This is a genomic window from Actinoplanes sp. NPDC051388, assembly GCF_055586225.1.
In genome coordinates this window covers 37,130-63,321 of sequence record NZ_JBVJIP010000027.1, presented here as the reverse complement: position 1 = coordinate 63,321, position 26,192 = coordinate 37,130, and the positions used below count along the sequence as shown (strand labels likewise).

Here is a 26,192-nt window from a genome sequence, read left to right as displayed (position 1 = left end):
TCGGCGCGGTGGTTTCCTGGGTCCTCGTGCCCTGTCTGGTGAGCCTGCGCGCGGAGTTCAACACGCTGTCGCCAGGTCGTGACAGGACCAGCGACGGGTCGATCGGCGATGAGGCGCACGCGGGCTCGTCGAGCGATCACAATCCCGATGAGACCGGCGTCACGCCTTATGAGGACGCTGACAACATCAACGAGGTCCACGCGATCGATGTGGACAAGGACCTGCGCAAATCCGGTTGGACCATGGACCGCGCACTGCAGGTGATCATCGGCCGGCATCGGGCCGGGCGCGACGACCGCCTGCAGAACGTGATCTACAACCGCCGCATCTGGTCCCGTTCGTGGGGCTGGACGGCGCGTGAATACACCGGTTCCAACCCACACGACAAACATGCGCATTTCTCTGCGCGTTACACGACCTCCCAGGAAAGCGACACGAAACCCTGGGGGCTCCTCGAGGAGGACGAATTGCCGCTGACCAACACGGACGCGGACATCATCCTGGCCCGCGACAACGTGCCGAATCCGTACGCGGACTCGGCCACGAATCCACGGATCACGGTGGCCACGGCGCTCAGGGCGGCGGCTCAGGCCGACGCCACCACGCGCAGCATCCTCAACATCGTGGCCGGCCTGCAGACCGAGGTCACCCGCCTGAGCGAGACACTGGGCCGGGTGGAGAGCCGGTTGACCAGCCTGGAGCAGCGGCTGGGCTCGCCGGACGTCTGAGCCGTCAGATCTCGTCCCACGGGACGGTGTCCCAGGCGGTGTGCAGGGCCTCGAGCAGCTTGTCCTGCTCCTCGAAGACGACGTCGTCGACGGCGGCGATCGGCTGGGCCGGGCACCGCGAATTGACCGCCGCCGCGGCCAGCAGATCGGGGAGCTGGTCGCGGCGCACCGGGCGCAGCGTCCACGGGATGCCGCTCATCGACAGGGCGATCTGCAGCAGCACCATGGTCACGCCCTTGAGCATCGGCGCCTGCGGGAACACCACCTGGGCGCCGTCCCAGAAGGCGACGTTCCACACCGTCCCCTCGCTGATCAGGCCGTCCGCGGTGACGAACAATGCGTCGTCGAAGCCGTCCTCGCGCGAGCGTCGTTGCGCGTACCAGAGGCCCATCGTGGCCGCGTGCTTCTGCTCCGGCCAGGGCCGCTGATAGGTCTCGGTCCGGACCCGCAGGGCCGGACCGGCGACGTCCGGCGCCGGGTCCGAGACCGTGATCAAAACCCCTTCCGACGTGTACGCGACGCGGAGCGTCGCGTCCGTCAGATCTCCGAGCGCGTGCCGCATCCAGCCCCGCAGCCGCAGCTCGTCGTCCACGTCGCCGCGCTTGCCGAAGAACGTGTCGTTGCCGTCGTCGAGCCGGGCCAGGTGCAGCGCCATCCCGCGGACCTTGGAGTCCCGCACCTGCATCGACGTGAAGTGGCCGTAGTTGGCGACGGCGATGGCGGCCAACTCGTCCGTGGTCGGCTCGCGCCCGTTCAGCTCGACATTGCGCACCGCATCAGGCTACGGCGTCCGGCTCACCGCACGATGCCGGAGGCGGGCGCGCCGAGCGAGGGTGACCGCGTCGGAGGGCGCGGCGCCGTGCTGGTCGTTGTTGAAGTAGATCCACGCGTCGCACCGGGCCGGCAGCCGCTTCAGCCAGGAGTCCAGAGCGGTGTTGCCGTAGCGCGGCCACGGCCGGGCCCGTCCCTCGTGCAGGCGCAGATAACACCAGTCCGCGGTGACCCACAGCGGCGTGACCGGGCGGCCGCGCCGATCCGCCCAGCTCAACGCCGCGTTGTGCCGTTCCAGCACGCCGCGCACCTCGTCCGTCCACCAGGACGCGTGCCGCGGCTCGACCGCCACCCGCACCCGCGCCGGGAACAACTTGAGCGTCTCGTCCAGCGCGTCCGGCTCGGCCTTCAGCGTCGGCGGCAGCTGCAGCAGCACCGGGCCGAGCTTGTCGCCCAGCCCGGCGGCCCGGTCCAGGAAGCGCTCGACCGGCTCGGCCGGCTCCTTCAGCCGCTTCACGTGGGTGAGATAGCGGCTCATCTTCACCGCGAACCGGAAGTCCGCCGGGGTCGTCGAGCGCCACTTCTCGAAGGTGCTGCGCTCCGGCAGCCGGTAGAAGGCGTTGTTCACCTCCACGGTGGCGAACCGCTCCGCGAAGTGCTCCAGCCAGAGCCGCTGCGGCAGCCCGGCCGGATAGAAGCCCGGCTTCCAGTCGCGGTACTGCCAGCCCGAGGTCCCGATGTTCAGCACACTTGCGGGCATACCCGCTGTTGTGGTCGGCCGAACAGGGTTATCGGCGGGCCGGTGGGGTAGTTCTCCCACCGCCACTGATCAACAACAGCGCGAGGAGTGTTCCATGCGACTCAACGACGACGACATCACTTCTGGCGGAACCCCCGCGGGCGAGGGCCCGGCGGACGGCGGCGCGAACCCGGGCGGCCACGACGGCGGTGCGGACGGCGGCGCGGGCGAGGGTCCGGCGGACGGCGGCGCGAACCCGGGCGGCCACGACGGTGGCGCGGACGGCGGCGCGACGGTCGCGGGCGAGGGCCCGGCGGACGGCGGCGCGAACCCGGCCGGCCACGACGGCGGCGCCGACGGCACCGCCTGAGCATGAGCACGCCGAACGACGAGGTGCCGGGCGGGGACTCCCGCCCGGCATTGCCCCGGTGCATCGCCACCGACCGGCAGAAGTTCGCGGACGCCTACTGGGGTCGCCAGCCCCTGCTGTCCCGCGCCGACGAACTGCCCGGCGACTTCACCGACCTGCTCTCCCCGGACGGCGTAGACGAGCTGCTCAGCCGCCGCGGCCTGCGCACACCCTTCCTGCGGGTGGCCGACCGTGGCACGGTGCTGCCGGCCGCGCGGTTCACCGGCTCCGGCGGTCTGGGCGCGGAGGTGGGCGACCAGGTCGCCGACGACAAGATCATGCAGCTGTACGCCGACGGCGCCACCCTGGTCCTGCAGGGCCTGCACCGGATCTGGCCGCCGCTGATCGACTTCGCCCGGCGACTCGGCGCCGAGCTGCGCCAGCCGCTGCAGGTGAACGCCTACCTGACCCCGCCCGGCAGCCAGGGCTTCAGCACCCACTACGACACCCACGACGTGTTCGTGCTGCAGGTCGACGGCACCAAACGCTGGCGCATCCACCCGCCGGTGCTGCCCGACCCGCTCGAGCGCCAGGCCTGGGGCGGCCGCAAGGACGAGGTCTCGGCCACCGCCGACGGCGAGCCGGCCATGGACGTGGTGCTGGCCCCGGGCGACGCCCTCTATCTGCCGCGCGGCTGGCTGCACTCGGCCGAGGCGCTGGGCGGCCGCTCGCTGCACCTGACCGTCGGGATCCGCGCCCTGACGCGCTATGCCCTGGTCGAGGAGCTGCTCGGGCTCGCCGCCGAGGACCAGCGCCTGCGCGCCACCCTGCCCTTCGGCCTGGACGTCACAGACCCGGACGACGTCACGCCGGAGCTGACCGAGACGGTCGAGGCCCTGCGCGACTGGCTGCGGACCGCGGATCCGGCGGTGGTGGCCGACCGGCTGCGCGAACGCGTCTGGCCGGCGAGTCGACCGGCACCGATCAGCCCGTTGGCCCAGCTCGACTTCGCCGGGCTGCTCAGCCCGGACAGCCGCATCCAGGTGCGCGGAGGCCTGCGCTGGCGGCTCGCCGAGGACGGCCCGGAGCACGTGGTGCTGCGCCTGGACGGGCGCACGCTGCGCTTCCCGGCCTACTGCGCCGCGGCGCTGCGGTTGGTGCTGGGCGGTGCCGCGTACCGCGTGGGTGACCTGCCCCTCGACGACGACCCGGACCGTCTCGTCCTGGCCCGCCGCCTCCTCAAGGAGGCCCTGGTCGTGCCGGCCTGACCGGTTCCGGCCAGCGCCCACCAGCGGGTGCCGCTCGGCGCGAGGCTGATCCCGGCGCGTTCCGGCACGCGCCGGGAGGGGGACCCCGATGGGCGACTTCATGCACATGGACACCGACGCGGTGAGCGGTCTGATGCGGGCGCTCGGCGACGCCGGGCGCGACCTCGACGGCGTGTGGCAGGGGTTGCGCGAGGCGATCACCGGCGGCGAGGACGCGTTCGGCGGCGACCGGATCGGCGATGCCATCCGTGCCGCCTACGAGCCGGCCCGCACGACGCTGCACGAGCACGCCGACCGGATGCCGCGCGCGATGATGGCCGACGCCGAGATCGGGGAGGCGAGCGCCGCGGACTACAAAGCGGCCGACGCCCGCGGAAGCGCCGCCCTGGGCGCGGTGCTGGACTTGAACCCGTTCGCCTAGGCCTCGGTGTTCAACGGGCGAAGTGGCGTTCGCTGAGTTCGAGGAGTCTCCGCCGGGTGCCGGCGTCATGGGACACCGGCGGTGTGGCCTTTTCGATGTCGCGGTCGAAGTACCCGCCGGTCACGCCGGTCAGGCTGGGATCGGTGGCGATGCGCAGCGTGGTGTCAGCTCCCTGGGCGGGGGTGCTGAGGCTGCGACGGATCAGTGCGCGGAACGGGCGCATCGGTGCGGGTATCAGGTCGTCGACGATGCCGGTGGCGACGATCCCGGGATGCAGAGCGTTCACGGTCACTCCGTCGGCGACGAGGTCGCATGCGAGGGCGTAACCGGCGGTGACGGTCATCAGCTTCGCGCGTGCGTACGCCTCGAACGGCACGAACCCCGCCGTGGGGTTCAGCTGGGCCAGGTCGTCGACGCCGGTCAGGTCGAGGGTCGCCGGGCGGGGCCGGCCGACGAGTTTGACCTGGCGGGTGTCGTTGACGGTGTCGCTGGCGACGTTCACCACGCGCGCCCGGCCGCGCCGCAGCGGGCCGTTCAGCAGGGTCATGAGGCCATAGGCGGCGAGGTAGTCGAGGGCGATGTGCATCTCGACGCCGTCGGCCGAGACGCGGTGCCCGGGGAAGTGCGCGCCGGCGTTGTTGATCAGGATGTGGATCTGGTCGTGCCGGGCGCCGATCCTCTGCGCGGCGGTTACGACGTCCGCACGTCGGGACAGATCCCCCGGCGATGACCTCGAGCCGGTTCGCCGCCCGCGGTCCGATGCGCACGCGCAGGGCGTCCACGCGGACCGGGTCGCGGGCACGTGCGCGCCCGCGCGGGCGAGGCGGGCGGCGATGATCTGACCCATGCCACCGGTCGCGCCGGTGACGACGGCGACCTTCTGCGTCAGGTCGGGGGTCGCGTCCGGGTCACTCCGGCCGTGTTCATCGCGGCGACGGCTGAGCGGATGCCGTCCGTGCAGACGGTCGTCGGTCCCTTGCCGGCTCCGCCCAGAGCGCTGATCACGACGTCGGCGCCGGGCAGGGCGTGGTCGAGGGTCGAGGTGTCCGTGACGTCGGGCCAGGTCATCTCGATCAGCCTTTCCCGGGGCGCGAACGACCCCGGCCGGCGGACGAGCGCCACCGCCTGGTGTCCCCGCCGGAGAGCGGTGGACACCACGTGCCGTACCCACCGAAACAGGTCCTCGATTTCTGCGCAGCCGGGAAGCGATCCTGCATGCCGCGCGCGAGCTGCTCCTCCAGAGGGGCCCGACAGCGGTGACGCACGTCCTCGTCGCCGAGCGGGCCGGGGTGGGGCGCGCCACCGTCTATCGGCACTGGGCGCGAGCCGAGCTCCTCCTGGTGGAGGCGATGGCCGCGGTACCCATGCCGTTCTTCGACGAACACACCGTCCCGACCAGGGACTGGCTGCGACGAGAGCTGACCGCGATGGCCCGGCAGCTCGAGCTCGACGAGGTGCGCGCCGTGTCCGCGACCCTGGCCTCCACCGCCCTCTGGGACGAGAACATGGACGCCCGGCGCGCCCAGTTCGCAGGCGTCGTGGCCGGCCGTCTCGCAGCCGCTCTCGACGACGCCCAGACGCGCGGCGAACTCACCCTCGCCATGCCCAGCCAGCATGCCGCCGCCATGGCCATCGGGCCGATGTACTACCGCAGCACGATCGAGCGCTCGTCCACCGACTCCAGCCTCATCGAAGCCACCATCGAGGCGCTGGGCACCTGGTCCACCACCTGATCGCGAACCTAACCCGCGGGGCCGCGCAGCACCGACCAGAGCACGCCCGCGGTCAGCAGGCCGGTGATCAGCACCGTGGCGATCTTCGAGGCGTCCAGGCCGACGCCGCGGCGGTCGGCCACCCGCTTCGCGCCGAAGACGGCCAGCACCGGCCCGACCAGCATCACGATCAGCGCCAGCACCGGCAGCCCGACCGCCCAATCGCCGCCGGCCGCACGCCCGGCCCAGCGCAGCAGCTGGTGCGCCACCACCCCCAATGCCCCGCCCAGGAATCCGAACGCCGCGAACATCGCCGTCGTCACCGTGGTCAGCGGGCGCGGCGGCGGTGTGTGCCGGACCTTGGCGGCGGCCTCCTCCAGGTATTCGTGCGCGTCCCGATCACGCTGCCGGGGCACGGTCGGCGCGGGCGGCGTCTTGCCGAAACGCTCGGCCTGCGGCCCGGTGTCGTGCACGAACCCCGACCACAGGTTGTAGACGTCCGCGTCGATGGTGTCGCGGGCCTTCTGCGCGTCCCGCACCGCCCGCTCGGCGGTGCGCACGTCCTCGTCGGCCGCCCGCACCCGCTCGTCCGCGGCGATCACCTTCTGATCGTGCCAGTCGGTCGCCTCGGCGCGGTCGGCGGCGGCCCGCGCGTCCAGCCCGGCCAGCCGGCTCAGCAGCCCTCGGTATCCGGCCGTGCCCGGGCCGGGCAGCTTGGCGGTCACGACGGACCGTACGGGATGATCACCTCGGCGCCGCGGTGCACCGAGCGGTCGAAGTGCAGCGCGCGCCAGGGACGCGGATACCACGGTGGCGCGCCGGCGCCGGGGAAGTACGGCGACAGCTCGCTCCCGTGCACGTCGAGCGCCACCCACGAGCCGATCGCATCGGTGCGCGACGCCTGCCCGCCGAGCGTGTCCCGCAGCAACGCCGCCCCCCGCCACCAGCCCAGCACGTGGATCCGCCGCTCCGGACCCTGCCGCAGGATCCGCCGCACGCTCCCGCCGTGCGCCGGCGCCGCGTCCACCGCATAGAGGAAGAGGAAGTGCGGCCGGTCGCCCGGCGCCTCCTCGGACGCCGCCGCGGCATCCTCCAGCAGCCAGTCCACATCGGAGCCGTCGTAGAAACCGGTGTCCGCCGGATTGAGCTCGCCGCGCAGCGCGTCCACCGCGGCGCCCGCGTCGGCGTCCAGGCAGGCCACCGAGAAGCGCGCCGCGCCCGGGGCGAACTGCGCGGCCAGCGACCGCGCGGCGGTGCCCAGCACCGCGCACGCCTCGTCCACCCGGGTGCCCAGCACCGCCAGGTTGCGGCCCGGCGCCCGGCGCAGCGTGGTCTTCGCCGACCGGGCGGCGACGTCGATCGTCTCGCCGAGCAGCACCACCGGCGCGGGCACCGACGCGGCCGGGGCGAGCCGGTGGAAGTCGGGGCTGTCGCCGAGCTTGGGCACCGCGTCGCCGTCGAAGAGCCGCGGCGCCGCGAGGTCGTGCGGCCGGCGTCGCCAGAGCCGGTGCTGCAACTCGTTCCAGCTCTCCCGGTCACCCGCCGCGGGCACCCGGACCACCCGGTTCGCCGGATATGCGCCGGAGTCCGCGTTGACCACCGCGTGGTAGCGCGGCAGCGACTCGGCCGCCGGGTTGGTCTCGGCCAGCACCCGTTTCGCCCGCGGCAGCGCGATCCGCAGCGAGAACTGCGCGACCAGCGCCGGCCGTCCCCAGAGCGCCTCGATGCCGGACACGTCCTGTGACGCCAGGACCAGGTGGATGCCCTGCGAACGACCCCGCCGGGCCAGGTCCTCGAGCAGATCGACCGCTTCGCCGGCGACCGCGTCCCGGCCGGCCAGCAGCACCTGGAACTCGTCGACCACGGCCACGATCCGCGGCCAGTGCCCCTGCGGGTCGTCCGCGCGCAGCTCGGCGAGGTTGGTCACCTCGTGCTGCTTGGCCGCGTCGGCCCGGCGGCGCAGCTCGCCGCCGAGGAAGCGCAGCAGCGCCAGTCCGAACTCGCGGTCGGTGTTCACGTTCACCCCGACCAGGCGCACGTGCGGCAGCCAGCTCGGGTCGCGGCGGCCCGGCGCGAACCGGGCGAAGGACACGCCCTCCTTGAAGTCGAGCAGGTAGAACGCCAGCTCGGTGGGGGAGTAGCGGGCCGCGAGCGCGCCCATCCACGCGTAGATCAGGTTGGTCTTGCCGGTGCCGGACGGGCCCGCGATCAGCGCGTGCGGCGGGTAGTCGCTGAGCGTCACCCGCACCTCGGTGCCCTGCGGGCTGTCGCCCAGCGGCGCGGTCAACCCGAGCGCCGAGTCCTCCTGCCACTCCACTTCGGGCAGCAGGCTGGCCAGCGCGGTCGGCGCCGGCCCGGCCGCCACCTCGTCGGCGATCCGCCTGCTGGTCAGGGTCAGCACCCCGGCCGGCGGGCCCGGGTCGAGCTGGATCGGCAGGTCGCCGGCGCCGCTCATCCGGGCCCGGTCGCCGGCCGCGGCGTCGATCACCTCGATGCCCGGCACGGCGCGCACGCCGAGCCCGCGCACCACCAGGTGTACGCCGCACTGAGCACCGCTGCGCAGAAGCCGCTCGAGCTGCTCGCGCTCGTGCCGGCTGAGCCGTCCGGGGCGCAGCAGCACCGCCACTCGCCACGGCTCCGGGCGGCGGCCGGTGGCGGCGGCCAGCTCGCGCAGCGACGTGTGCTCGCCGGCCAGCACGGTCTCGTTGATCCGGCGCACGTGCTCGACCAGGTCGTCGAGCAGCCCGGTCAGCCCGCCCGGCCCGACGAAGGTGAGCACCCCGGCGGTGGCCAGCGGCGCGAACCCGGCCAGCCCGCCGCCCAGGTGCTCGGGGTCGTAGCCGGTGAGCTGCACGGCGCCCGGCGTGGCGGTGCCCAGCGCGCGCAGCAGCAGCGCGGCCACCACCTCGTCGCCGAGCCGTTCGTCGCCGCGCACCACCACGTGCCCGCGATCGAGCAGCGGCACCAGCGCGGGCACCTCCCCGTCATAGGGCAGCAGCAGCCGGCCGATCCGCAGCTCGGGGGCCGACTCGCCGGGACCGCCCGGGGTCGGCTGCCACCGGTCCCACGGGTCGCCGGCCGCGCCCGGCGCATCCGCCTCGCCGGCCGCCGCGGCCGCGCCGGACAGCGCCGCCAGGTCGTCGTGCTGCCGGTCGCCGATGTCCCGCAGACGCTGGTCCCGGGCCAGCGCGAGCTGAATCTTCTGCTTCTCGGCGGCGGCCGCCACCCGGTCCCGGCGCTCGATCGCGGCGACGTGCCGGCGCTCGGCGGCCTCCAGCGCGGCGTCGGCGGCGCCCAGGGCCTGCGCCAGTGCCGCGCGCACGTCGATCACGTGCTGTGCTTGCTGATCAGGCATCGGCTGCTGCGCGGTGCGGCGGCAACGGCTCGGGGGCGTGCGGGTCCAGCGTGGACGGATCGCGGCCGAGGCGGGCCAGCAGCACGCCGGCCAGCACGCCGCCGGACACCGCGGTGTCCGCCGGGTGCGGCGAGGGCTGGTCCTTCGGGGCCGGCGCCCGGCAGATCCGGGCCAGGAGCTGCTCGAGCACGGCGGGCGGCACGCCGGGCAGCAGCGACCGCACCCGGCCGTTCACCGCCGTGCGCAGCCGGCCCAGATCCTCCGGGCGCGGCTCGTGGCCCAGCAGGTCGCCGGTCAGCCGCCGCAGCACCGGCGCGGCCGCTGCGGAGAGCGACAGCCCGGTGGCGGCGTTCACCTCGTGCAGGTCCTGACCGAGCCGGGCCCGGTCGCCGGAGCGCACCCGCGAGGCGACCCGGCGCAGCAGCTCGGCGGTGTCGATGCGGGCGCGCTGCCCGGCCGCCACCGAGGTGTCGCCGATCTGCTCGTGCGGCGGCGGCGCTTCGCCGGTGAGCTGCTCGACCCGGCGCTGCCACCAGGGCCCGAGACGCTCGGGGGAGGGCTGCCGGTCGGCCTCGCCGGGCGGCGGGGCCACCTCGGCGTCCCCCTGCCGGCGCTGCTCCTGCTGCTGTTCGAGACCGGCCCGCCAGTCCCCGTTCTGACCACCGCCGCCGTCACCGGCCAGCCCGAGCGCGGACAGATAGGCGGCGATCGCGTCCTGGGCCAGCCGCAGCGCGGCGGCGGCGTGCTCGGCGTGCTCGGTGGCGTTGCCGAGCTGCGGCACGCCGATCGGGTCGACCGAGGTCTGGCGCACCCAGTTGAGCAGTTCGGTGGCGCTGCGCAGCCGCTCCATCGCGGCCACGACCAGGCCGGTGGGCAGCTCGTCGGAGGTCGCCCTGAGCTGGGCTCCGAGTTCTTGCACGAGGGACATCGGAGTTACAGCGTCGCCGTGTAGGTCTGTGCCTGCTCGACCGCGAGCAGGGTGGCGCCGAGGCACTCCTCGAGCTGCTGGTCCGCCTGCGACAGGGACGCGTGCGCGGCGCCGACCGCGTCGTTCGCGCTGCCGTCCAGGGCGGCGGCCAGGCTCTGCTGGGCCTCACCGAGCTTTTCCCGAGCCGCCTGGATGGCCGCCTGACCCTCGGTGACCTGTTGCAGCGCGGCATCGACCGCCGCGCGCACCTCGGCGACGCTGGCCACTCGCGGAGCCTCCCGTGACTGAGTAGGTGGACCTCTCGTCAGAGTATCGCCCGCCCTGGGGCCCGTGTGCCTCACCGTCCCATTCACTCACCGCATTCTTTCGGGTAGCGCAGCGTAAACCCCGCAAAGTGGTAGTTCCGGCGTGCATCGGGGCGCCGGAGGCACTGCTGGGCTACCACTGTCATCGGGGCACTGACGACGGACCGCGCACCTCGGCGCCGAGCTCGGTCACCCGGCGGCGGAGCTCGCGGTCGGCCGTGACCACCACGACCCGCCGATCGCGGTTGGCCGCGACGACCTCGACGATCGTGTCGTCACCGGAGGCGGGCGCGCGCTCCACCCGTACCCCGGGGATCGAGGGTGTGTCCCGGGCCTTTCCCTCGACCACCAGGAGCACGTCGAGCGGGCCGGGAAGATCCGTGAGCCCCGCCGACGTTATGTCAACCAGCCGGTCGCGCAGGCGGATCGCCGCACCGGCCCGGTCGCGCCACCACCCGTCGGGCACCGAGCCCACCACGTTGGCGGCGTCGACCACGAGCAGCGGCTCGGCCCCGGAAGTCATGAGATCAGCGTCTCACGCGGGCATGGATGAAACGGCCGCAGACGCTGTTGTATGACGAAGCAAACGAGGAGTGAAGACATGGCTGACAGTCCGATGGGGCCGGGGCGACCCGGCGAGTGGGACGACCTGTTCGCGCGCTTCTTCGGTGCGGCCGAGCCGCGCCGGGCAGCGCAGCGGATCGATATCACCAAGTACATGAGCGACGACGCGCGTGCGGTCCTGTCGGACGCCGCGCGCCGGGCCGCCGAGACGGCCACCGGCAGCATCGCCGACCTCGACACCGACCACCTGCTGTGGGCGTTGCTCCAGCAGGAGCCGATGCAGGCGCTGGTGCGCCGGGCCGGCGCCGAGCCCGAGGCGCTGCTGTCCGGTCTGGGCACGCCGGCCCGGGAGTTCGGCGCGGAGCTGCCCGACCGGGTGGCGCTGACCCCGGCCGCCAAGCGCGCGCTGCTGGACAGCCTGCAGATCTCGCGGGCGCTGGGTTCCTCCTATGTGGGGCCCGAGCACATCCTGATGGCGCTGGCCGTCAACCCGGAGTCCGCGGGCGGGCGGCACCTGGCCGGCCGGCTGGACCCGCAGCTGCTCGCGCAGCCCGATCAGCCGGCCGCCGCGAAGAGCATCAGCAAGACCCCGACGCTGGAGCAGTTCGGCGTGGACCTGACCGAGCTGGCCCGGCGTGGCGAGATCGATCCGGTGATCGGCCGGGCCGACGAGATCGAGCAGGCGGTCGAGGTGCTCTCCCGGCGCACGAAGAACAACCCGGTGCTGATCGGCGAGGCCGGCGTCGGCAAGACCGCGATCGTGGAGGGCCTGGCCCAGCGCATCGTGGACAACGACGTGCCGCTGACCCTGGAGGGCAAGCGGGTCATCCAGCTCGACCTGGCCGGCCTGGTGGCCGGCACCCGCTACCGCGGCGACTTCGAGGAGCGGCTGCGCAAGGTCATCGACGAGATCCAGGAGAGCGGCGACGGACTGATCGTCTTCCTGGACGAGATCCACACCCTGGTCGGCGCCGGTGGCGGCGGCGGTGAGGGCGGCGGCATGGACGCCGGCAACATGCTCAAGCCGGCGCTCGCCCGCGGGCAGATGCGGGTGGTCGGCGCGACCACGCTGGACGAGTACCGCAAGCACATCGAGAAGGACGCGGCGCTGGCCCGGCGGTTCCAGCCGGTGCTGGTCGGCGAGCCGAGCGTGGACGACACCGTGCAGATCCTGCGCGGGCTGCGGGACAACTACGAGGCGCACCACCAGGTGCGGATCACCGACGAGGCGCTGGCCGCCGCGGCGGAGCTTTCCCACCGCTACATCACCGACCGGTTCCTGCCGGACAAGGCGATCGACCTGATCGACCAGGCCGGCGCCCGGGTGCGGCTGCGGGTGAAGACGACGCCGGCCGCCTACCGGGAGCAGCTCGAGCAGCTGGTCCGGGACCGCGACCAGGCGGTGGCGGCGGAGAACTACGAGAAGGCGTCGGAGCTGCGGGATCGGCTGGCGGCGATGCAGAAGCCGGAGGAGACCCCCGGCGTGCCGCAGGTGACCGCGGACGACATCGCCGACGTGGTCTCGCGGGCCACCGGCATCCCGGTCGCACAGCTCACCGAGGAGGAGCGGGACCGCCTGCTGCGCCTCGAGTCGCACCTGCACGAGCACGTGGTCGGCCAGGACGACGCGGTGGCCGTGGTCGCCGAGGCGGTCCGGCGCTCGCGGGCCGGGCTGGGCGACCCGGACCGGCCGGTGGGCAGCTTCCTGTTCCTCGGCCCGACCGGTGTCGGCAAGACCGAGCTGGCCCGGTCGCTGGCCGGTGCGCTGTTCGGCGACCCGGACCGGATGGTGCGGCTGGACATGAGCGAGTTCCAGGAGCGGCACACCGTGTCTCGGCTGGTCGGAGCGCCGCCCGGATACGTCGGCTACGACGAGGCCGGGCAGCTGACCGAGGCGGTGCGGCGGCGGCCGTACAGCGTGGTGCTGCTGGACGAGATCGAGAAGGCGCACCCGGACGTGTTCAACGTGCTGCTGCAGGTGCTCGACGACGGCCGGCTGACCGACAGCCAGGGCCGCACGGTGAGCTTCCGCAACACGGTGCTGATCATGACCAGCAACATCGGGTCGGACCTCATCACCGGCAGCAAGCGCAGCGTCGGCTTCGACACCGGCGCGGGTGGATCCGCTGACCAGGCACTCAGGGACAAGCTGGACCGCCGGCTGGGCGAGCACTTCCGGCCGGAGTTCCTGAACCGGATCGACGAGGTGATCGTGTTCCGTCGGCTGGAGACCGACCAGCTGCGGCAGATCACCGCGATGATGCTGGACGAGACCCGGGGCCGCCTGCACGCGCAGGACATCACCATGGACGTCACCCCGGCGGCGATCGACTGGCTCGCGGAGAAGGGCTTCCAGCCCGACTTCGGGGCCCGGCCGCTGCGCCGGACCATCCAGCGCGAGCTGGACAACCGGCTGTCCCGGATGCTGCTCAGCGCCGACCTGGCGCCCGGGCAGAAGGTCATCGTGGACGTGGCGGACGGGCAGCTGTCGCTGACCGCCCTCGCGGCGGCGTCCGTCTGACGAACCGGAGCTAGGCGGCCGCCAGCGTGTGGCCGCCCAGCTGCGGGTAGTCCCGCATCCACTCGACGTACATCGGGTTGCGGGCGACGACCTCCTGATAGGCGTCGATCGCCATCCCGGTGAGCCGCGGCGCGATGCGCGCGGCCGGCGAGTCGGGGTGCCAGCCGAGCACCTGCCGCCAGCGCACCGGCGCGCCGGCCAGCGGGCGGTGGGTGAGCCCCTCCGGCGGCCGGAAGGTCGGCTGGCACAGGCCCAGGGCCAGGCCGGACTCGACCATGTCGACGACGCCACGGATGTCCGTCTCCAGCAGCCGCTTCTGGGTGAACCCGGCCCGCGCGCAGGCGGCCGCGAAACAGTCGCTGAAGCAGCCGTCGCCGGTGCCCGCGGCCCACTGCTCCTCGGCCAGCTCGGCCAGATCGATCTCGACGTCCTTGGCGAACCGGGAGTCGGACGGCATCAGCACGCACACCGCGTCCACCGCGATGGTCTGCCAGACCAGGCCGTAGTCCGCCGACGGGATCGCGTCACCGCAGACGCCGACCTGCGCGTAGTCCAGCTTTCCGGCGAGCACCATGTTGGCCAGCTCGTCCACGTAGTACGACGCGTGGGTGGAGATCTGCGCCTCGGGCTGGGCCTCGGACAGCCGGTGCACCATGCCGCCGACCACCGGTCCGCCGATCGCGCCGATCCGGTAGCGGGTCATGGTGTCGTCCGAGCCGGCGCCGGCCAGCCGGGCGGCCTCGTCCTGCAAGCCCTTCATCGCGGGCAGCAGCACCCGCGCCCGGGAGAGGACCAGTTCGCCGAGAGCCGTGGGACGGGCGCCGCGCCGGTCCCGTTCGAAGAGTGGACCGCCGAGGGTCCGCTCGATACGTTGCAGCTGAGCGGTGAGAGCCGGCTGGGCGAGCCCGAGCAGGGATGCCGCCTTCGTCACGCTGCCCGTCTCGGCGATCGCGCAGACCACCTTGAGATGCCGCAGCTCCAGGTTCATAGCGTGACGGTAGGACGTTCGCGGGATCCCGGCTAGACCTTCGGCCAGTCAAAGATCCTCCTCTTGTGACAAACGGGTTAACCAAAAGGACTAATTGGCCCAACCCGACCGCCGAAATCCCTGCGTTACGGAGCGGTAACGTCACGTAGAGTGGAATTGTGTCTACTTTGTACTTTCTTTAAAGGTCGTTAAGGTAGGTCGTCCGGCGGCCCGCGACGTCCCGGGCCTTGTCGATCATCGCGACCACCGGGTCGACCACCTTGTTCCACGGCGGACGCGACGGCGTGCCCGGGTGCGGACGGGTCGGCGCCGCCTCCGCGGCCAGCTCGACCCGGTTGCCGATCCGGATCAGATCCTCCACCGGCACCATCTGCGTGAGCAGCGGGAACAGCTCGGTCGCGTCGGCGGTCACGTGCCGCTCGACCGCGGTGATCAGCTCGTCCTTGCTCGCGTCGCCACGGTCGAGCCGCTGCAGGATGAGCAGCAGCTCGTGGTCCTCGGCGAGTTCACGATCGATCAGCGCGTCGCCGTCCGGCACCACCGTGCGTACCGCGGGGTAGAGGTATTGCTCCTCCGCGGAGAGATGGCGGGACAGTTCGGCGATCAGGACCTGCGTCTCCTTCACCGAAGCGGCACGGGACGCCAGGGCGAGCAGGTCACGATGCTGGCCGGTGAGCACATCGACCACGTTGCGGCCGGTCGTCTCGCCGCCGATCGGCGGGAGCGGGGGAAGATTCAGCGCGGACACGGCGCCGTTGGTACCCGAGACGATCTCTACACAAACGGCTGGTATGAAGTGTGGATGACCGACACCGCCGTCGACGAGGTCGCCGGAATCTGCCAGGACCTGCTGCGGATCGACACCAGCAACACCGGCGACGCCCGCACCACGGTGGGGGAGCGTGTCGCCGCGGAATACGTGGCGGAGAAGCTCGGCGAGGCCGGCCTGGAGGTCGCCCTGCACGAGTCCGCGCCGAGACGCGCGAACCTGGTCGCCCGCATCCCCGGCGCCGACCGCTCCCGCGGCGCGCTGCTGGTGCACGGCCACCTCGACGTGGTGCCGGCCGACGCGTCCGAGTGGTCGGTGCCGCCGTTCGCCGGCGAGGAGAAGGACGGCTACCTGTGGGGCCGCGGCGCGATCGACATGAAGGACTTCGACGCGATGATGATCGCCGTGGTCCGCGACTGGCACCGCACCGGTTACGTCCCGCCGCGCGACATCGTGCTCGCCTTCACCGCCGACGAAGAGGCCGGCATGGAGTACGGCTCCCAGTTCCTGGTCCGCGAGCACGCCGACCTGCTGGAGGGCTGCACCGAGGCGATCGGCGAGGTCGGCGGCTTCTCCTACACGGTGAACGACGACCTGCGGCTCTATCTGATCGAGACGGCGGAAAAGGGCATCGACTGGCTCCGGCTGCACGCCCGCGGCCGCCCCGGCCACGGCTCGTTCGTGCACGACGACAACGCGGTCACCGCCCTGGCCGAGGCGGTCGCCGCGGTCGGCCGGCACCGCTTCCCGATGGTGGTCACCCCGACCGTGCGGCAGTTCCTCGAGGAGGTCTCCGACGCGCTCGGCATCGAACTCGACCCGGACGAGCCCGAGCTGGCCATCTCCAAGCTCGGCCCGATCGCCAACCTGATCGGCGCGACCGTGCGCAACACGGCCAACCCGACCCGGCTGGAGGCCGGTTACAAGGACAACGTGATCCCCGGCAAGGCGTCCGCCACCATCGACTGCCGCACCCTGCCCGGCCAGGCCGAGATCTTCCTGGACCAGCTGCGCGAGGTGATCGGGCCGGACATCGAGATCGAGCACCTGCAGCAGCAGGCCGCGCTGGAGACCGGCTTCGACGGTCCGCTGATCGAGGCGATCGGCGCCGCGCTGCGCGCGGAGGACCCGGCGGCCCGGGCGGTGCCCTACATGCTCTCCGGGGGTACGGACGCCAAGGCGTTCACCAAGCTGGGCATCCGGTGCTTCGGATTCGCCCCGCTCAAGCTGCCCGCCGACCTGAACTTCTCGGCGTTGTTCCATGGCATCGACGAGCGCGTCCCGGTCGACGGACTAAGGTTCGGCGTGCGCGTGCTCGACCGGCTTCTCCGCACCAGCTGAACTCTCTCTCGACATTCATTGGAAGGGAACCACCCTGATGACCGACCAGAACGCCGACCTGGACGCGGCGCTGGACCGGGTGGTCGAGGCCGCCCGTGCGCACCTGACCGCGGTCAAGGCCGCCGAGGGGCGCATCGACGACGACGCGGTCTGGCAGGCGTACGTGAACCTGAACAACGCGTCCTTCGCCTATGACGAGCGGCTGCTGGACGCCTTCGGCGAGGTCACGCCGTGGGATGTCGAGTCGATCGACCCGGACGAGGCGGACCAGCGTTTCGGGCTGGGCGTCGGCGGGCTGGACGGCACCGAGGCGGCCGACCCGCACCCGCAGGTGATCTCGGTCCGGCAGCGCCGCGACTACCGCGTGCCCAGCATCGCCGCGCTGCTGCGCGTGGCCGAGTCGGCGCGGCGCACCGCGGTGCCGGAGGACGAGGACCCGGGCCCGGTCGAGTCGGTCGGCGAGGCGGTGCTCGAGCTGCTGCAGGCCGGCGACGGTTCGCTCTCGTCGCTGGACGTGCCCGAGATGGAGCCGCTGGACGGTCTCATCACGGTCAGCGAGACGGCCAAGCCGCTGGACCTGGAGGCATATGAGGACTCCGACGGCGCGGGCCCCTTCACGCCGGCCGCGGACGACCAGCTCGTCGGCCGGCTGGACGAGCACCCCTACCTGCCGGACGAGGACGACGAGGCCTAATACGAGAGACCCGGCTGGTTGGTGTCCCGCCTCTTGCGGCGGAGCATCACCTGCCGGGTCCCATCGCGGAAGAGCTGCACCCTGGCCAGCTCCCATCCGGAGAATTCCGCCTGGATGGCCAGCTGCGCCGCAGCGGTCGGACGATCGACATTCGAAGGCAACCGGAGCGGCGCGTATTCGTAGTCCATAGCCTCTAATATGCGTCAGCGATCCCGGCCCGCACCAGCCCCTCCGGCTGCTCGATGATCGCGCGCCGCCGCAGGTGATAGGCGAGGGTGGCGGCGCCCAGCGCGACCCCCCAGAGCGGGAAGAACGCGATCGGCAGGGTCGCCAGGCTGATCTCGCCGGTGAACTCGGTGAAGAAGCCGTCGCTGGTGATGAAGGCCACCGCGGCCGAGGTGACGGCCAGCGCCACGAAGGTCGCCGGGATCGTCGCCAGCCGCACCGGCACCCGCCTGCCGGCCAGGCCGATCATCCAGCGCGGGAAGACCTCGCCCCAGCGCTGGATCAGCCCGAGGGTCAGGATGGCGCCGACGAGCGCGAAGGCGCCCAGCCCGGCGCCGGCGATGATCATGCCGTTCGACTGCATCTCGTGCAGGAACTCGCTCGGGATGCCGAGCGGGATGCCGGCGAACCAGGACAGCCGGACGATCGCGTACAGGGTGGGCACGGCGACCGCCACATAGGTCGCCCAGCGTCCCCAGCGGGCCGCCCGCTCGGGTGCGGTCCAGGCGGGCGCCGGGCCGCGGCGGGCCAGTGCCGCGCGGGCCAGCAGCACCCCGCCGGCCATGCACACCGCCTGGTTGCCCAGCGTCCAGGTGAACACGTCGGCGTAGTCGATCGGCGGATAACCGAACGGCGCCCCGATGATCAGGATCGGCAGGTAACCGGCGAGGGTCAGCAACCGGGTGTCCGGCACGACGATCACCAACCCGAAGACCACGATCCAGAGGTACGCCCGCAGTGCCCCACCCACCCGCGTCGTCCCGTTCATGATCAGCAGGACCACCGCGGTGAGCAGCATGATCCCGGCGAACAGCGGGGCGCCGACCTCCGGGGTCAGCGCGCGCAACGGGCTCGCGTCGCGCCCGGGGTCGGCGGGCCCGAACGGGAAGCCGCGACCGGTGATCGTCCAGAACAGTGCCAGGGTTCCGTATCCGGCGGCGAACCCGGCCGCCTTCGCGTAGATGCTCATGCCGGCAACGCTCGTCGCTCCCCGGACGCGGCAGATCCCGCCGAGGTGGGGACGCCCTCCCCAGTCAGGGGGAGATGAACCCCGAGCGGTACGCCAGCACCACGGCCTGCGTGCGGTCGCGGACACCCAGCTTGGTGAGCACGTTGCCGACGTGCGTCTTGATCGTCTCCAGGCCCAGCACCAGCCGCGCGGCGATCTCGGCGTTGGACAGCCCCTCGGCCATCAGCCGCAGCACCTCGCCCTCGCGCTCGGTCAGCTTCGCGCCGTTGATGCTCGCCTCGCGAGGCCCGTATGCCGCCGCCAGCCGCCGCACCGCCGCCGGGAACAGCAGCGAGTCGCCGCGCGCCACCACCCGGACCGCCTCCACGATCTGGGCCGGCCGGGACCGCTTGAGCAGGAAACCGCTGGCGCCGGCCCGGAGCGCCTCGTACACGTACTCGTCGTTCTCGAAGGTCGTCACCACCAGCACCCGCGGCGGGTCGTCGAGCCGGTCGAGCAGCAGCCGGGTGGCCTGGATGCCGTCCACCCTGGGCATCCGCACGTCCATCAGCACCACGTCCGGCCGCAGCTTGATCGCGGCCGGCACCACGTCGGCGCCGTCCGCGGCCTCGCCGGTCACCTCCAGATCCGGCTCGGCGGCGAGGATCGCCCGCAGCCCGGCCCGGATCAGGTCGTCGTCGTCGACGATCAGCACGGTGGTCATCGGGCTTCACCGGGCAGTCGCGCGAGCACCCGCCACTGCCCGTCGCTCGGCCCGGCCTCCAGCGACCCGCCGAGCAGGCGCACCCGCTCGCGCATGCCGGCGATGCCGCGCCCGCCGCCGCTGGTCGTTTCGCCGGCCACCGGGTTGATCACCTCGATCGTCGTCACGTCGTGGTCCTCACTCATCCGGAATCGCACCGTGCCGGTCCCGTGCTTCGCGGCGTTGGTCAAGCTCTCCTGCGCGATCCGGAATGCCTCGCCGGAGAGCCCGGTCACCGCGATCTCGGTGTCGACACGCACGCCGCCGGACCGTACGTCGGACAGCAACCGGTCGAGATCAGCCGGGGTCGGTGGCGGCCGGTCCTCGTCACCGGTCGCCCGCAACACGCCGAGCACGTGATCCAGATCGTCCATCGCGGACCGGCCGACCTCCTCGATCGCGGCCAGCGCCCGGCGCGCGAACTCCGGGTCGCTGTCGAACACCGCCCGCGCCGCGCCCGCCTGCAGGGTGGTCGCGGTCAGCGCGTGCCCCACCGAGTCGTGCAGCTCGCGGGCCAGCCGGTTGCGCTCGGCCAGCCGCCGCTCCCGCGCCTCGACCGCCGCCATCCGCTCGGCCGGGGACGGTCCGAGCAGCACCGGGGCCATGGTCGCGGCCAGTGCGCCCAGTCCGGCCGTCGCGTAGGCCGTACCGATCAGCAGCAGGACCCCCACCGCGGTCCACCACCACACATCGGTCGCGTGCAGCGGGCCGATGTCCAGGCCCGCGAGGGCCCCGTCGGTCAGTCCGAGCCGTTCGGCAAAGGCGATCAAAGCCATGGGTACGGCGATCAGCAGCGCCGTCCCGACGACGGCGCCGACGGCGAGGTGCACGGCGAACCACAGTGCCGCGCGCAGCCGGGTCTCCAGGGCCAGCGGCGCCTGCGGATCGTGCGCGGGCAGGTCGACCCGCAGCAGCGCCCGGACCGCGGCGATCTCCAGCTCGCGGGTGCCACCCAGGAACGGCGGCAGCAGCGCGACCACCGCCGCGGCCACGACGATCAGCAGCACCGCCGCGCGATGCTCGGTGTCGTCCACCAGCATCCGGCCGAGCAGCCCGGCGAGCAGCACATAGGGCAGCAGGAGCACCGAGCCGAGCAACAGGTAGACCGCCCGTCTGCCCATTTATCCCTCTCGCTCCGGGTAGCCGAACGGGACGGCCGAGACATCGTCGAGCGCCCGGGCGATCTCCCCGGGCAGGGTCAGCTCCTCGCTGAGCAGCGCGCCCTGCAACTGGCCGGCAGTGCGCGCCCCGATGATCGGCGCGGTCACCCCCGGGCGGTCGCGGATCCAGGCGATGGCCACCTCGATCGGCGACACGCCCAGCCCGCGGGCCGCGGTGGCCACCGACTCGACGATGCTCGAGCTGCGCGGCTCGAGATAGGGCTGCACGAACGCGGACAGGTGCTCGGACGCGGCCCGCGAGTCGAGCGGGCGGCCGTCGCGGTATTTCCCGGTCAGCACCCCGCGGCCCAGCGGCGACCAGGGCAGCACGCCGATGCCCAGCGCCGCGGCGGCGGGCAGCAGCTCGCGCTCGATGCCCCGCTCGAGCAGCGAGTACTCCATCTGCGCGGCCACGATCGGAGCCCGCCCGGGCCAGGCCGCCTGCCACGTCGCGGCTCGCGCGGTCTGCCAGGCGGCGAAGTTCGAGACTCCCGCGTACCGCGCCTTTCCGCTGGTCACCGCGTGATCGAGGGCGGCCAGCGTCTCTTCGAGCGGGGTCTGCGGGTCATAGCCGTGCACCTGCCACAGGTCGACGAAGTCGGTGCCCAGCCGGCGCAGCGACCCCTCCAGCGAGCGCAGCAGGTGCCCGCGCGAGCCGTCGCGGCGGCGCCAGCCGTGCGGCGTCAGCCCGGCCTTGGTCGCGATCAGCAGCTCGTCGCGCGGCACCAGCTGGTCGAGCAGCGAGCCGATCACCGACTCGGCGTCGCCGTCGCCATAGACGTCCGCCGTGTCCAGCAGGTTGCCGCCGCACTCGACGAAGAACTTGAGCTGCGCGGCCGCGTCCTCGGGCTCGGTGTCCCGTCCCCAGGTCATGGTGCCGAGCGCGAGCCGCGAAACCGCCAGCCCGCTTCGGCCGAGCGGTCGCTGTTGCATGGGTGAACCATATTCAGACACCGCCACGCGCGACATCCCGCACCACGTCGGTTACCGGACCGAAATCACTCTGGGTGTGTCAGTAGGCTCGGGGTCGGAGACTCGTTGATCTGGAGGAGGTCGCGTGCGGCTCGGACTCAGCCTCGGCTATCAGGCGGCGTGGACCACGCCGGCCGACCATCTCGCGCTGGCACAGGAGGCGGATCGGCTCGGCTTCTCGGTGGTGTGGGCCGCGGAGGCGTACGGCTCCGACTCGCCCACGATGCTGTCCTGGATCGCCGGCCAGACGCAGCGCATCGACCTGGGCGCCGCGGTGATGCAGATCCCGGCGCGCAGCCCGGCCATGACCGCGATGACCGCCGCGACCATCGACGCGCTCTCCGGCGGCCGGTTCCGGCTCGGCCTGGGCGTCTCCGGCCCGCAGGTCTCCGAGGGCTGGCACGGCGTCCGGTTCGCCAAGCCGCTCGCCCGCACCCGGGAATATGTGGACATCGTCAAGCTGGCGGTGGCCCGCAAGCCGGTGGCCTACGACGGCGAGCACTACACGCTGCCGCTGCCCGACGGCCCCGGCAAGGCGCTGCGGCTGGGCTTCCACCCGCCGCGCGAGCACATCCCGATCTACCTGGCCGCGGTCGGGCCGAAGAACCTCGAGCTGGCCGGCGAGATCGCGGACGGCTGGCTGGCCATCTTCTTCGCCCCGGACGCGGCCGGTGAGCTGCTGCAGCACATCGAGCGCGGGCGGTCCAAGTCGGGCGCGGGCCTGACCGGCTTCGACGTGGCGCCGAGCGCGCCGGTGGTGATCGGCGACGACGTCGCGGCCTGCGCGGACGTGATCCGGCCCTACGCGGCGCTCTACGTCGGCGGCATGGGCAGCCGGGAGCAGAACTTCTACAACCAGCTCGCCGTGCGCATGGGATATGCCGACGCCGCCAAGACCGTGCAGGACCTCTACCTGGACCGGAAGATGCGCGAGGCGGCGGCGGCCATCCCGCAGGACTTCATCACGCGCACCTCGCTGATCGGCCCGAAGCCGCGGATCGTCGAGCGCATGCGGGAATATGCGGCGGCCGGGGTCGGGACGCTGTCGGTCAGCCCGTACGTGGGGGATCTGGAATCGGGTCTGGCCACGCTCCGCACGGTGGCCGAAGCGTTCGACGAGGCCGGGGTGGCGTCCTAGTGGCGACTGTTCTGCTGATGCGGCACGGGCGCACCACCGCGAACGCCTCCGGTGGGCTGGCCGGGCGCCTGCCGGTCGAGCTCGACGAGGCCGGGCGCGCCCAGGCCGAGCGGGCCGGCGAGCGGTTGCGCACGCTGCCGCTGGTGGCGGTCGTGACCAGCCCGCTGATCCGCTGCCGGCAGACCCTCGAACTCGCCCTGCCGGACGCCAAGCCGATCGAGGACGAGGGCCTGATCGAGTGCGGTTACGGCGACTGGGAGGGCCAGCCGCTGAAGAAGCTGGCCAAGGACCCGTTGTGGCCGGTGGTGCAGCAGCACCCCAGCGCGGCGGTCTTCCCCAACGGCGAGGCGATGGCCGCGATGTCGGCGCGCGCGGTGGCCGCGATCCGGCAGTGGGACACCCGGATCAACGCCGAGCACGGCCCGGAGTCGCTCTGGCTGGCCTGCAGCCACGGCGACGTGATCAAGGCGATCGTGGCCGACGCGATGGGCCTGCACCTGGACGAGTTCCAGCGCATCGTGGCCGACCCGGCGTCGATCAGCGTGATCCGTTACACACCGACCCGCCCGTTCCTGGTGCGGCTCAACGACACCAGCGACCTGTCCTCGCTCGTCCCGCCCAAGCTGAGCCCCTCCAAGAGGCCCCGCCGGCGGGCCTCCCGAGCAGCCTCTTCGCAGAGCGACGCGGCGGTCGGCGGTGGCGCCGGCGGAGGCGTCTGACGACACAGCGTGACGAAGCATTGTCGCTGGGTAGGTGCCCGTTTGCGCCCTCGGCGAACCCCGCCGGTGCGCTGCGCGTCCACGCCCATGGGCGGATAGGGTCGTTCTCATGACCCACCAGGTGCATGCCTTCGAGCCGCCGGAGCGGTTCGTCGCCGGGACGGTGGGCGAGCCCGGTGACCGGACGTTCTTCCTCCAGGCCCGGGGTGGCGGCCGGGTGATCAGCGTGGCGCTGGAAAAGGTGCAGGTGCAGCTCCTCGCCGAAAAGCTCGAGGAGCTGCTCACCGAGGCCGGCCGCCGGTTCGGCGTCGACATGCCCGACGCGCCGGTGCTGCCGCTGCACGACAACGAGCCGCTCGACACCCCGGTCGACGAGGAGTTCCGGGTCGGCACGCTGGGGCTGGCCTTCGACGTCGACACCACGACCGTGGTGATCGAGGCGATCGAGGCCGGCGAGGGCGACGCCGAGGTCGATCTGGGCGCCGAGGACGACGACGATCCGCCGGTCGACGATGACGATGATGACGAGCCCGACGACGACCTCGACCGGCTGCGGGTGCGGCTGACCCCCGAGGCGACCAGGGCGTTCATCGACCGGGCCCGCCGTGTGGTCGCCGCCGGGCGCCCGCCGTGCCCGCTCTGCGGCCAGCCGCTCGACCCGGCCGGCCACCTCTGTCCGCGGCACAACGGCTATCACCGGTGACCGTCTCGGTGCTCCCCGAGGACGATGCCGTCGAGTTGCTGACCCGCGGCGAGATGGAGCTCGAGGGGCGTCTCGTGGACGCTTCGAACACGACGCTCCGCGCCGAGATCTCCCTCGACGGCCTGACCCGCCGCTGTGTCTACAAGCCGGTCCGCGGTGAGCGGCCGCTGTGGGACTTCCCCGACGGCACGCTGGCCGGCCGCGAGGTCTCGGCCTACCTGGTGTCCCAGGCCACCGGCTGGGGGCTGGTCCCGCCGACCATCCTGCGCGACGGCCCGCTCGGCGTCGGCGCCTGCCAGCTGTGGATCGACGAGCCCGAGGACGCGGCGTCGCTGATCGGGTTCGTGCCGGCCTACGACGTGCCGCAGGGCTGGCTCGCGGTGGCCAACGCCCGCGACGAGGACGGCGACGCCTATGCGCTGGCGCACGCCGACGACGCCCGCCTGGCCCGGCTCGCGGTGCTCGACGCGGTGATCAACAACGCGGATCGCAAGGGCGGCCACGTGCTCTATGCACCGGAGGACCGCATCTTCGGCGTGGACCACGGCGTGTCCTTCCACGTGGAGAACAAACTGCGCACCGTGCTCTGGGGCTGGACCGGCAAGCCGCTGCCCGAGGAGTCGGTGGAGACGCTGACCGCGCTGGGCGTGGCCCTCGACGGCCGGCTGGGCGCGACGCTCGAGGAGCACCTGACGATCACCGAGGTGCAGCACGTGCGGCTGCGGGTCAAGCGCCTGCTGCGCGCCTCGCGTTACCCGAAGCCGCCGACCGACTGGCCGGCCGTTCCGTGGCCGCCCGTGTAAGAGGTTTGGATCACTGATCCCGGAAATTGTCGGGTGTCCTGGCTAGGCTCGCCAGCATGGATGCATGGGTGGGGCACGAGGTGCCGACGCTGCCGACTCCGGCCGGCTCTGTGCCGCTGCGGCTCTACGACTCGGCGCGGCAGGTGGTGGCCGAGTCCACCCCGGGCGAGACGGCGACGATGTATGTGTGCGGCATCACGCCCTACGACGCCACGCATCTCGGCCACGCCGCCACGATGATCACCTTCGACGTGGTCCAGCGCCTGTGGCGCGACGCCGGCCACCGGGTGACCTATGTGCAAAATGTGACCGACATCGACGACCCGCTGCTCGAGCGCGCGGCCCGCGACGGGGAGGACTGGGTGGTCCTCGCGATGCGCGAGACGGCCCTGTTCCGCGAGGACATGGAGGCGCTGCGGATCATCCCGCCGGCGCACTACGTCGGCGCGGTCGAGTCCATCCCGCGCATCGCCGCCCACGTCCGCGAGCTGCTCGCCTCGGGCGCGGCATACACGCTGGAGGACGGCTCCGGCGACGTCTACTTCTCGATCGCCGCGGCGCCGAGGTTCGGTTACGAGTCCAACCTGTCCCGCGCCGAGATGCGGGTGCTGTCCGCGGAGCGCGGCGGCGACCCGGACCGCGCCGGCAAGCTCGACCCGCTCGACCCGCTGCTCTGGCGCGGCGCCCGCGACGGCGAGCCGGCCTGGGAGGGCGGCGACCTCGGCCCCGGCCGTCCCGGCTGGCACATCGAGTGCGCCACGATCGCGCTCGGCCTGCTCGGCAACCGCATCGACGTGCAGGGCGGCGGCAACGACCTGCTCTACCCGCACCACGAGTGCTCGGCCGCGCACGCCGAGACCCTGACCGGCGAGAGCCCGTTCGCCGCGCACTACGTGCACGCCGGCATGATCGGCCTGGACGGCGAGAAGATGTCGAAGTCCAAGGGCAACCTGGTCTTCGTCTCCCGGGTCCGAGCCGACGGCGTCGACCCGATGGCGGTCCGGCTGGGCCTGCTGTCCGGCCACTACCGCGAGGACCGCGAGTGGACCGACGACGTCCTCAAGACCGGCGAGGAGCGCCTGTCCCGCTGGCGCGCGGCCGCGTCGTCGGCGTCCGGCCCGTCGGGCGACGGCCTGCTGGCCGCACTCCGCGAGGCCCTGTCCGACGACCTGGACACCCCGGCGGCCCTGACCGTGGTCGACGCCTGGGCGGACGCGACGCTGGCGGGCGCGGGCGACGACCCCACCGCACCGTCCACGATGGCCACCGCGGTCGACGCCCTCCTCGGCGTCCGCCTCTGACATGCC

The 26,192-nt window shown here is 72.7% G+C and carries 29 protein-coding genes; 13 read left to right on the top strand and 16 right to left on the bottom strand.

All coding sequences use genetic code 11. The annotated features are described in order from the left end of the window. The first annotated feature begins 38 nt into the window (after positions 1-38). Complete coding sequence (locus ACZ6TI_RS43755) at positions 39-728, top strand: hypothetical protein (RefSeq protein ID WP_465351200.1); 690 nt, start codon at positions 39-41, stop codon at positions 726-728. A 4-nt stretch (positions 729-732) separates the two neighbouring features. Here ACZ6TI_RS43755 and ACZ6TI_RS43750 read toward each other — a convergent pair whose 3' ends face one another. Together ACZ6TI_RS43750 and ACZ6TI_RS43745 are read right to left on the bottom strand one after the other, a co-directional pair. Continuing rightward, positions 733-1,500 carry an aminotransferase class IV gene (locus ACZ6TI_RS43750; RefSeq protein ID WP_465351199.1) on the bottom strand — a complete coding sequence of 256 codons (768 nt, stop codon included), beginning with the start codon at positions 1,498-1,500 and terminating at the stop codon, positions 733-735. A 9-nt stretch (positions 1,501-1,509) separates the two neighbouring features. Then, complete coding sequence (locus tag ACZ6TI_RS43745) at positions 1,510-2,259, bottom strand: DUF72 domain-containing protein (RefSeq protein WP_465351198.1); 750 nt, start codon at positions 2,257-2,259, stop codon at positions 1,510-1,512. 94 nt (positions 2,260-2,353) lie between these two features. Here ACZ6TI_RS43745 and ACZ6TI_RS43740 point away from each other — a divergent pair, with 94 nt between their 5' ends. The 3 genes from ACZ6TI_RS43740 to ACZ6TI_RS43730 all read left to right on the top strand — a co-directional run bounded on the left by ACZ6TI_RS43740 (position 2,354) and on the right by ACZ6TI_RS43730 (position 4,276). Continuing rightward, positions 2,354-2,608: a BatC protein gene (locus tag ACZ6TI_RS43740; RefSeq protein WP_465351197.1), complete on the top strand. Its 255-nt coding sequence runs from the start codon at positions 2,354-2,356 to the stop codon at positions 2,606-2,608. Positions 2,609-2,610: 2 nt separating this feature from the next. After that, a complete protein-coding gene (locus ACZ6TI_RS43735) occupies positions 2,611-3,855 on the top strand; it encodes a cupin domain-containing protein (RefSeq protein ID WP_465351196.1) in 1,245 nt (414 codons plus the stop codon). An 88-nt stretch (positions 3,856-3,943) separates the two neighbouring features. Further along, positions 3,944-4,276 (top strand): hypothetical protein, encoded by a 333-nt coding sequence (locus tag ACZ6TI_RS43730; protein ID WP_465351195.1) that lies wholly within the window; start codon positions 3,944-3,946, stop codon positions 4,274-4,276. Between the two features lie 10 nt (positions 4,277-4,286). On the opposite strand, the gene ACZ6TI_RS43725 is transcribed toward ACZ6TI_RS43730, so the two are convergent. Both ACZ6TI_RS43725 and ACZ6TI_RS43720 read right to left on the bottom strand, forming a co-directional pair. Further along, positions 4,287-5,165 (bottom strand): SDR family NAD(P)-dependent oxidoreductase, encoded by an 879-nt coding sequence (locus ACZ6TI_RS43725; protein ID WP_465351256.1) that lies wholly within the window; start codon positions 5,163-5,165, stop codon positions 4,287-4,289. After that, positions 5,162-5,434: an NAD(P)H-binding protein gene (locus ACZ6TI_RS43720; protein ID WP_465351255.1), complete on the bottom strand. Its 273-nt coding sequence runs from the start codon at positions 5,432-5,434 to the stop codon at positions 5,162-5,164. Before ACZ6TI_RS43720 ends, ACZ6TI_RS43725 begins: the two co-directional genes overlap by 4 nt. A 32-nt stretch (positions 5,435-5,466) precedes the next feature. On the opposite strand from ACZ6TI_RS43720, the gene ACZ6TI_RS43715 reads away from it, so the two are divergent. Continuing rightward, entirely contained in the window at positions 5,467-6,009 is a 543-nt protein-coding gene (locus ACZ6TI_RS43715; protein WP_465351254.1) for a TetR/AcrR family transcriptional regulator, read from the top strand. Between the two features lie 8 nt (positions 6,010-6,017). Here the strand turns inward: ACZ6TI_RS43715 and ACZ6TI_RS43710 are convergent, their stop codons facing one another. The 5 genes from ACZ6TI_RS43710 to ACZ6TI_RS43690 all read right to left on the bottom strand — a co-directional run bounded on the left by ACZ6TI_RS43710 (position 6,018) and on the right by ACZ6TI_RS43690 (position 11,099). After that, positions 6,018-6,713 (bottom strand): hypothetical protein, encoded by a 696-nt coding sequence (locus tag ACZ6TI_RS43710; protein WP_465351194.1) that lies wholly within the window; start codon positions 6,711-6,713, stop codon positions 6,018-6,020. Beyond that, positions 6,710-9,343 carry an FtsK/SpoIIIE domain-containing protein gene (locus tag ACZ6TI_RS43705; protein WP_465351193.1) on the bottom strand — a complete coding sequence of 878 codons (2,634 nt, stop codon included), beginning with the start codon at positions 9,341-9,343 and terminating at the stop codon, positions 6,710-6,712. Before ACZ6TI_RS43705 ends, ACZ6TI_RS43710 begins: the two co-directional genes overlap by 4 nt. Further along, positions 9,336-10,271: a hypothetical protein gene (locus ACZ6TI_RS43700; protein ID WP_465351192.1), complete on the bottom strand. Its 936-nt coding sequence runs from the start codon at positions 10,269-10,271 to the stop codon at positions 9,336-9,338. The genes ACZ6TI_RS43705 and ACZ6TI_RS43700 overlap by 8 nt, the downstream gene beginning before the upstream one ends. Before the next feature lie 5 nt (positions 10,272-10,276). Beyond that, positions 10,277-10,537, bottom strand: a complete 261-nt coding sequence (locus tag ACZ6TI_RS43695; protein WP_023364464.1) for a hypothetical protein — start codon at positions 10,535-10,537, stop codon at positions 10,277-10,279. Positions 10,538-10,718: 181 nt separating this feature from the next. Further along, complete coding sequence (locus tag ACZ6TI_RS43690; RefSeq protein ID WP_465351191.1) at positions 10,719-11,099, bottom strand: PIN domain-containing protein; 381 nt, start codon at positions 11,097-11,099, stop codon at positions 10,719-10,721. 78 nt (positions 11,100-11,177) lie between these two features. Between ACZ6TI_RS43690 and ACZ6TI_RS43685 the strand changes: the two genes are divergently transcribed. Then, positions 11,178-13,661 carry an ATP-dependent Clp protease ATP-binding subunit gene (locus tag ACZ6TI_RS43685; RefSeq protein WP_465351190.1) on the top strand — a complete coding sequence of 828 codons (2,484 nt, stop codon included), beginning with the start codon at positions 11,178-11,180 and terminating at the stop codon, positions 13,659-13,661. Between the two features lie 10 nt (positions 13,662-13,671). On the opposite strand, the gene ACZ6TI_RS43680 is transcribed toward ACZ6TI_RS43685, so the two are convergent. Then, positions 13,672-14,649, bottom strand: coding sequence for a LysR family transcriptional regulator (locus ACZ6TI_RS43680; RefSeq protein WP_465351189.1), 978 nt, complete (start codon positions 14,647-14,649; stop codon positions 13,672-13,674). A gap of 178 nt (positions 14,650-14,827) precedes the next feature. Continuing rightward, the gene (locus ACZ6TI_RS43675; RefSeq protein ID WP_465351188.1) at positions 14,828-15,397 is read right to left on the bottom strand and encodes a hemerythrin domain-containing protein; all 570 of its coding nucleotides are present in this window, start codon (positions 15,395-15,397) and stop codon (positions 14,828-14,830) included. Positions 15,398-15,451: 54 nt separating this feature from the next. Between ACZ6TI_RS43675 and ACZ6TI_RS43670 the strand changes: the two genes are divergently transcribed. Together ACZ6TI_RS43670 and ACZ6TI_RS43665 are read left to right on the top strand one after the other, a co-directional pair. Continuing rightward, positions 15,452-16,759, top strand: a complete 1,308-nt coding sequence (locus ACZ6TI_RS43670) for a M20/M25/M40 family metallo-hydrolase (protein ID WP_465351187.1) — start codon at positions 15,452-15,454, stop codon at positions 16,757-16,759. 37 nt (positions 16,760-16,796) lie between these two features. Continuing rightward, positions 16,797-17,453, top strand: coding sequence for a hypothetical protein (locus ACZ6TI_RS43665; protein ID WP_465351186.1), 657 nt, complete (start codon positions 16,797-16,799; stop codon positions 17,451-17,453). Here the strand turns inward: ACZ6TI_RS43665 and ACZ6TI_RS43660 are convergent. From ACZ6TI_RS43660 to ACZ6TI_RS43640, 5 genes are all read right to left on the bottom strand, one after another. Next, positions 17,450-17,641, bottom strand: a complete 192-nt coding sequence (locus ACZ6TI_RS43660) for a DUF5703 family protein (protein WP_465351185.1) — start codon at positions 17,639-17,641, stop codon at positions 17,450-17,452. The two genes, ACZ6TI_RS43665 and ACZ6TI_RS43660, sit on opposite strands and share 4 nt — an antisense overlap. 5 nt (positions 17,642-17,646) lie before the next feature. Beyond that, the gene (locus tag ACZ6TI_RS43655; protein WP_465351184.1) at positions 17,647-18,648 is read right to left on the bottom strand and encodes a hypothetical protein; all 1,002 of its coding nucleotides are present in this window, start codon (positions 18,646-18,648) and stop codon (positions 17,647-17,649) included. 64 nt (positions 18,649-18,712) lie between these two features. Next, complete coding sequence (locus ACZ6TI_RS43650) at positions 18,713-19,351, bottom strand: response regulator transcription factor (protein WP_465351183.1); 639 nt, start codon at positions 19,349-19,351, stop codon at positions 18,713-18,715. Further along, positions 19,348-20,511 (bottom strand): sensor histidine kinase, encoded by a 1,164-nt coding sequence (locus ACZ6TI_RS43645; RefSeq protein ID WP_465351182.1) that lies wholly within the window; start codon positions 20,509-20,511, stop codon positions 19,348-19,350. Before ACZ6TI_RS43645 ends, ACZ6TI_RS43650 begins: the two co-directional genes overlap by 4 nt. Next, entirely contained in the window at positions 20,512-21,483 is a 972-nt protein-coding gene (locus ACZ6TI_RS43640; protein ID WP_465351181.1) for an aldo/keto reductase, read from the bottom strand. It abuts the gene before it with no gap. Positions 21,484-21,607: 124 nt separating this feature from the next. Here ACZ6TI_RS43640 and ACZ6TI_RS43635 point away from each other — a divergent pair, with 124 nt between their 5' ends. The 5 genes from ACZ6TI_RS43635 (at position 21,608) to mshC (ending at position 26,186) form a co-directional block, all read left to right on the top strand. Next, entirely contained in the window at positions 21,608-22,660 is a 1,053-nt protein-coding gene (locus ACZ6TI_RS43635) for an LLM class F420-dependent oxidoreductase (RefSeq protein WP_465351180.1), read from the top strand. 17 nt (positions 22,661-22,677) lie between these two features. Continuing rightward, positions 22,678-23,379: an MSMEG_4193 family putative phosphomutase gene (locus ACZ6TI_RS43630; RefSeq protein ID WP_465351253.1), complete on the top strand. Its 702-nt coding sequence runs from the start codon at positions 22,678-22,680 to the stop codon at positions 23,377-23,379. Positions 23,380-23,488: 109 nt separating this feature from the next. Continuing rightward, the gene (locus tag ACZ6TI_RS43625) at positions 23,489-24,082 is read left to right on the top strand and encodes a DUF3090 domain-containing protein (RefSeq protein ID WP_465351179.1); all 594 of its coding nucleotides are present in this window, start codon (positions 23,489-23,491) and stop codon (positions 24,080-24,082) included. Continuing rightward, on the top strand, positions 24,079-24,885 hold the full coding sequence (locus tag ACZ6TI_RS43620; RefSeq protein ID WP_465351178.1) for an SCO1664 family protein: 807 nt from the start codon (positions 24,079-24,081) through the stop codon (positions 24,883-24,885). Before ACZ6TI_RS43625 ends, ACZ6TI_RS43620 begins: the two co-directional genes overlap by 4 nt. A 56-nt stretch (positions 24,886-24,941) precedes the next feature. Beyond that, on the top strand, positions 24,942-26,186 hold the full coding sequence (gene mshC, locus ACZ6TI_RS43615; protein WP_465351177.1) for a cysteine--1-D-myo-inosityl 2-amino-2-deoxy-alpha-D-glucopyranoside ligase: 1,245 nt from the start codon (positions 24,942-24,944) through the stop codon (positions 26,184-26,186). Positions 26,187-26,192 lie beyond the last annotated feature (6 nt).